This window comes from Amycolatopsis sp. NPDC006131 (assembly GCF_040614175.1).
Classification (GTDB): Bacteria; Actinomycetota; Actinomycetes; order Mycobacteriales; family Pseudonocardiaceae; genus Amycolatopsis_E; species Amycolatopsis_E tucumanensis.
The window spans coordinates 1-5,652 of record NZ_JBEXTX010000209.1; the positions used below are offsets into that span (position 1 = coordinate 1).

Here is a 5,652-nt window from a genome sequence, read left to right on the forward strand (position 1 = left end):
GCACGCTTTCCCGCCTTGACGCGGTGTCTCGGCAACCGAACACTGAAAGATCGGGTTCGGGAGGGGGCTTCTTTTCATCCGGGCGTAGCGAAGCGAAGCCGGCGCTTCCAGCCGCGCGCAGCGCAGAACCCGCGTAGCGCAGAACCCGCGTAGCGCCCAAAAAAGGCCACCCCGTCACGGAAGAACGGGGTGGCCTTTCCTTGTCCCGGGCCGGAGAACCTCAGGCGCGAGCCAGCTCCGACTCGGCGGGCAGGCGGCTCATCGCGTAGCGCACCAACCGGATCAGCGCCAGCTTGCTCGCTTCCCGCGAACGGGCGTCGAAGAACATCACCGGCACTCCGGGCGCGATGGCGAGTGCCTTGCGGATCTCGTCCTCTTCGTACTCGTCCGAGTCCTCGAAGCAGTTGACGGCCACGATGAACGGGATCTTGCGCCGCTCGAAGAAGTCGATCGCCGCGAAGCTGGAGTCCAGCCGTCGCGTGTCGACCAGCACCACGGTGCCGATGGCGCCCAGTGCGAGCTCGTCCCACATGAACCAGAACCGGTCCTGCCCGGGCGTGCCGAACAGGTACAGCACCGTCTGCGGGGAGATGGTGATGCGGCCGAAGTCCAGCGCCACCGTGGTCGTGGTCTTGCGTTCCACACCGGTAAGGTCGTCGACGCCCGTGCTGGCCTCCGTCATCACCTCCTCGGTGGACAGCGGGACGATCTCGCTCACCGACGCGACCATGGTGGTCTTGCCGGCGCCGAAGCCGCCCGCGATGACGATCTTGACGGGCGTCGGGATGACGCCCCCTTCTTCAGAGCTTGTTGAGGCCATCGAGCACCGCCTGGAGTAGTTCGCGATCGGGGGCCTTGGCAGGCTGCGACGGCGAACGGACGATCACGGCGCCCCGTTCGATCAGATCGCTGCACAACACCTTGACCACGGCGAGGGGGACCTTGACGTACACGGCAATTTCAGCGACGGACAGCGGCCGCTGGCACAACTCGAGGATCGTCAGGTGCTCCGGGGTCAACCCGATCGGGTCGTGGTTGCCCCGGATGGCCATCACCTGCGTCGCCACGTCGAGCTTGATGTCGACGGACGGGATCCTGCCCCGAGTGATGGCGTACGGCCGGATCAGCGGCCCGGCCGCTTCGTCGTACCACTGGTCGTCCGCCATCAGTTGTGCTCCGGAACGAACCTCGCGGCATCCCGGGGAGCCGACGTCATGTAGTCACCGACGCGCTTGACGAGGCGGCTCATCTCGTAGGCGATCATCTCGACGTCGACCGTCTCCTCGGCGAGGATCGCCAGGCACGCGCCCTGGCCCGCCGCGCAGACGAACAGGTAGCCCTCGGCCATCTCGATGAGGGTCTGCAGCACCGGCCCGCGCTGGAAGTGCTTGCTGGCGCCCTTGGCGAGGCTCTGCAGGCTGGACGCGATCGCCGACAGCTGGTCGGAGTCGTCCTTCGACAGGTTCGCGGACTTGCCCATGAGCAGCCCGTCGGCAGAGAGGACCACGGCGTGCTGCGCCCCGACGACGCGGTCGACCATGTCGTCGAGCAGCCAGTTCAGGTCGACCTTGGAGTTCTCGTTCTCGTTCATCGATGAGGTTCGACTTCCCTCTCAGTCAATGGTGGCCCGGGGGTCTTCCGGTGCGTCTGCGTCGCGCCCGCGGCGGGTTCCCTTGTGGAACGCCGAGAGCGTGTTGCGGGTCCGACCGGAGAACTCGTGGTAATCGGTGGCGTCGGACTCCGGGTCGTCACGGAGCTGGGCGACGAGGTTCTGCTGAGGCTCGCGCTGGGGCAACGGCGCCCGGGGCCGCTTGGGGCGCGGTGAGGGCGTCGGCGCCGGCGCGGGCTCCGGCTCGAACACCGAGATCGTCCGCACACCGCTGGTCTCGCTCGCCGTCTCCGGTTCCGGTTCCGCGTGCCGTCCCGAGGGGAGCTCCGCCGGGACCCGCCGAGCGGGCTCGGCGGCGCCGTTGTTCTCGTGTCGTCCCATACCGTTCGTCCCGGCCGGACGGCCGGTCTCCTCCTGCTCGTGCGAGTCGGTCCCGGTGGTGGCCGGGGCGCCGGGGAACTCCGGATCGGCGTTCTCGGCGACCTGGTCCCCGTTGGCGAGCAGTGCCGACGGGATCAGGATCGTGGCGCGGGTGCCACCGTAGCGCGAGGAGTCGAACATGACCTTCAGGCCGAGCCGGGCCGCCAGCCGCGCGACCACGAAAAGGCCCAGGCTGGAGTCGGCTTTCAGGGCCATCGCGTCGAACTCGGGCGGTTCCGACATCATCCGGTTGGCCCATTCCCGGACGTCGTCCTTCATGCCGAGACCCTGGTCGGCCACGTCCACCACGACGCCGCGCGCGACGAGGGTGGAGGTCATGTGGACCTGCGACCCGGGCGGGGAGAAGGTGGTGGCGTTGTCGACCAGTTCCGCGACCAGGTGGATGGTGTCGGCGACCGCCGACCCGATGATCGCGACCTGCGGGACGTTCTCCACCTCGACCCGCGAGTAGTGCTCGGTCTCCGACACCGCGGCGCGCAGCACGTCCATCAGCCACACCGGCTTGCGCCAGCGGCGGCCCGGCTGCTTGCCGCCGAGGATGATCAGGTTCTCGGTGGTGCGGCGGGCGCGGGTGGCCAGGTGGTCGAGCTGGAACAGGCCCTTGAGCTGCTCCGGGTTCTCCTCGCGGCTCTCCATCCGGTCCAGGATCTGCAGCTGGCGGTGCACCAGGCCCTGGTTGCGGTGGGCGATGCCGAGGAACACGTTGTTGACACCGCTGCGGGCCTTGGCCTCACTGGCCGCGGCTTGGACGGCGGTCAGCTGCGCGATGTTGAACGCCTCGGCCACCTGGCCGATCTCGTCCTTGCCGTGGTCAAGGCGGGGCAGCTCGGCCGTGACGTCCACCGACTCGCCCTCCTTGAGCCGGTTCACGATGCTCGGCAGGCGGGTGCGGGCCAGCTCCAGCGAGTCGTTGCGCAGGCGCTCCAGGCGCGTCATCAGGGTCCGGTCGACCAGCGTGCGGGACACCCGGACGGCGACCCAGATCGACGCGATCGCCGCGAGCAGGGCGACGACACTGCCGATGATCACGGTCCACAGGTTGACGTTGCCCTTGTCCAGCGCGGCGCTGGAGGCCAGCTCCGACTGCTCGACGGTCAGGCCGATCAGCTGGCCCGACACCTCGGTGGTGAGGTCGCGCCAGTCGTTCTCCCGCACGGTCAGCCCGCCGACGTTCTCGCGGAAGGCGCCCGGGCCGTGCGTGATGATCGAGTTCTCCGCGGCGGTGAGGCGCTGCCACTGCTCGCCCGAGGTCAGGTCGCGGTAGCGCTGCCCCGCCTCGGGGGCCATGTAGCTCGCGATCTTCGCCAGCTGGTTGCGGTAGCTGCCGACGAGCTGGGCGAACTGCAGGTGGTCGGCCGGGGCGAACTGGCCGGAGGCGAACGCGCTGGAGGCCAGCGACGCGGCCCGCGACATCTGGTCGGAGGCGCGGAAGATGTCCACCGAGGTCATACCGCCCTGGGTCGACTCGGCGTCGGGCACCAGGCGGGCCTGCGAGTCGAACAGGTCGGTCGAGACGTCCAGCAGGCGGTTGTAGAAGTCGTTGACCTGCTCCTTGGAGATCGTGCGCAGGTTGATCTCCGCGCGGATCACCGGGAGCTGGTCGAGGCTCGCCTCCATCTGGTTCATCCGCTGCCCGATCTCGTCCGGCACGAGGCTCTTCACCTCGGTGAGGGCGGACCGGAGGCTGGTCAGCGACCTGTCGATGGACTGCTGCTGCGCCTGCAGGTCACGCAGGCCGACCTGGGGGCGTTCCAGGTAGACCAGCGACAGCTGGCGTTCCTGCTGGACGGCGCCGAGCGCGGTGACGGCGGGGATCGACACGTCCTGCACGGAGGAGGCCACCGTGCGCACGTAGATCGCGTCCACCAGGAAGTACCCGGAACCCGCGATCCACATCACCAGGAGCGCGATACTCGGGATCAGGACGGTTCCCGTCAGGCGCTTTCTGATCGACTTGTGGTGGCCTTCGCCTGACTTGTCATCTGTGTTTTTCACGACGCTCCACGAAATCCTGGGGACCGGGACGAAGACGGCGACGTCACGACAGAGTCGTATGCAACCACCCCTGTCAAGCGGGGGTTGTCGACAAGTGCCCTCCCGGCGGCTCGGGAGTTCTTCTCACTCTGAGTCACAGTCGCCGATCACTCGATAGATGCTCTGGTCGAGGTGAAATCATGTCGTACGGCGATCACTCCCGAGCCGCGACCCCCCGGTTACTGTGCGCAAACACCGTTGTGGCCGGTTGCGGCGACGCGCCGGCCCCCGAAAGCGCTTTCCTCCGTGCGGGGGAGGTGCCCGGCGGTATCCTCACCCGTTCCGGAGAAAGGCGTGGGTGTGCGTCCTGATCGCAAGAAGCAGCTCGTCGACGCCGCCGAGCGGCTGCTGATCACCGAAGGGGCGGCGGCGGTGACGACGCGCCGGCTGGCCGCCGAGGCCGGGCTGAACCAGGCGCTGGTGCACTACCACTTCGGCTCCATGGCCGACGTGCTCGTGGCAGTGCTGGACCGGGTGGGCGACCAGTACGCGGCGGGGGTCGCGGCCGCGTTCGCGGGGGAGGAGCCGCTGGTGGCCCGCTGGCGGCGGCACCGGGACCTGCTGATCGGGGACGCGCGGGCGCGGGGGTGGCCCAAGATCTGGCTCGAGCTGTGCACGCTGGCGCTGAACCAGCCCGCCTTGCGGGAGCGGCTGGCGCCCCGGCTGGACGCGCTGAGGTCGACCTTCGCGGACGCCGTACGCGGCGAGGCCGCTCGCCGGGGAGTGCCGCTGAGCGAGGACGAGGTGTGCGCGGTGGCGACCCTGTGGGGCACCGCGGTGGAGGGGCTGTTCGTGGAGCAGCTCCTCGGCTACGAGCGGGGGCATCGGGAGCTGCTGGCCTTCCTGGAGGCCCGGCTGACCGCGCTTTTCGGCGACGCGGGGGAGTGACGCTCCACTGCCGGCCCACCGCCGGTGGCTCGGCCTCCGGCGGTGGGCCGCGGGGCGTCCAGTCGGGCCGGGTGTCGCCCGCGGGCGCCAGCGGGGGCCGGGTGTCGCCCGCGGGCGGCCGGCGGCGCAGCCGTGCCGGCTGCCGGGGACGGGGTGGCGGTCGGCGATCCGGCGGGGCTGCTGGGGCGGCGGTCGGCGGCTCGGTTGGGTGGCCGGGTTTCCTGCTCGGCCGGGGCGCGGCCCGCTTCGGGCTGGGGGTGTTGGGCCCGTCGGTGGTCGGTGGCGCGGCCGTCTCGGCGGCCTCGGGCGGACGCGGCAGTCGGCGATCCGGTCGGGCGGCCAGGCTTCCCGCTCGGCCACGGCACAGCCCCCGCCGAGCCGGGGAATCCGAGTCGTCGGCTACCCCCTCCCGGCGGCCGACAGCGCGGCCGCGCCGACCCCGGCCAGGCGCGGCAGTCGGCGATTCTGTGGGCGGCTGTCCCGCCCCTCTGCCCCGTCGGGCCGGCGGTCTTCGGCCCACTCGCCCGGGCGTGGTGGTCGGGCGGTCCAGCCGGCTTGGGTTGGGCGGCCTGGCCGAGGGGCCGGTGCGGAAGCTGGTGAGCAGGCCGTACTCGCGGGCGGGTTCCAGGCCGGGGCGCGGGAAGTCGGTGGTGAAGCGGGGCAGGTTGGCCGCGCTGGCG

General features: G+C 70.5%; 5 protein-coding genes. 1 reads left to right on the plus strand and 4 read right to left on the minus strand.

Annotated features, from left to right (window positions below; all coding sequences use genetic code 11):
* Positions 1 to 220: 220 nt before the first annotated feature.
* The 4 genes from ABZ215_RS43095 to ABZ215_RS43110 are packed head-to-tail and all read right to left on the minus strand — an operon-like array spanning position 221 to position 3,946.
* Positions 221 to 820 carry an ATP/GTP-binding protein gene (locus ABZ215_RS43095; RefSeq protein WP_020422599.1) on the minus strand — a complete coding sequence of 200 codons (600 nt, stop codon included), beginning with the start codon at positions 818 to 820 and terminating at the stop codon, positions 221 to 223.
* Positions 801 to 1,166, minus strand: coding sequence for a DUF742 domain-containing protein (locus ABZ215_RS43100; RefSeq protein ID WP_017983332.1), 366 nt, complete (start codon positions 1,164 to 1,166; stop codon positions 801 to 803). The genes ABZ215_RS43095 and ABZ215_RS43100 overlap by 20 nt, the downstream gene beginning before the upstream one ends.
* Positions 1,166 to 1,591, minus strand: coding sequence for a roadblock/LC7 domain-containing protein (locus tag ABZ215_RS43105; protein ID WP_017983331.1), 426 nt, complete (start codon positions 1,589 to 1,591; stop codon positions 1,166 to 1,168). Before ABZ215_RS43105 ends, ABZ215_RS43100 begins: the two co-directional genes overlap by 1 nt.
* Positions 1,592 to 1,612: 21 nt before the next feature.
* A complete protein-coding gene (locus ABZ215_RS43110) occupies positions 1,613 to 3,946 on the minus strand; it encodes a nitrate- and nitrite sensing domain-containing protein (protein WP_354956706.1) in 2,334 nt (777 codons plus the stop codon).
* 438 nt (positions 3,947 to 4,384) lie between these two features.
* On the opposite strand from ABZ215_RS43110, the gene ABZ215_RS43115 reads away from it, so the two are divergent.
* Positions 4,385 to 4,972: a TetR/AcrR family transcriptional regulator gene (locus tag ABZ215_RS43115; protein ID WP_354956704.1), complete on the plus strand. Its 588-nt coding sequence runs from the start codon at positions 4,385 to 4,387 to the stop codon at positions 4,970 to 4,972.
* Positions 4,973 to 5,652: the final 680 nt, after the last annotated feature.

Bases quoted from the DNA above. Each gene is read 5' to 3' on its own strand.
- ABZ215_RS43110 (WP_354956706.1), bottom strand. From the start codon at position 3,946: ATGTGGATCGCGGGTTCCGGGTACTTCCTGGTGGACGCGATCTACGTG.
- ABZ215_RS43095 (WP_020422599.1), bottom strand. From the start codon at position 820: ATGGCCTCAACAAGCTCTGAAGAAGGGGGCGTCATCCCGACGCCCGTC.
- ABZ215_RS43105 (WP_017983331.1), bottom strand. From the start codon at position 1,591: ATGAACGAGAACGAGAACTCCAAGGTCGACCTGAACTGGCTGCTCGAC.
- ABZ215_RS43100 (WP_017983332.1), bottom strand. From the start codon at position 1,166: ATGGCGGACGACCAGTGGTACGACGAAGCGGCCGGGCCGCTGATCCGG.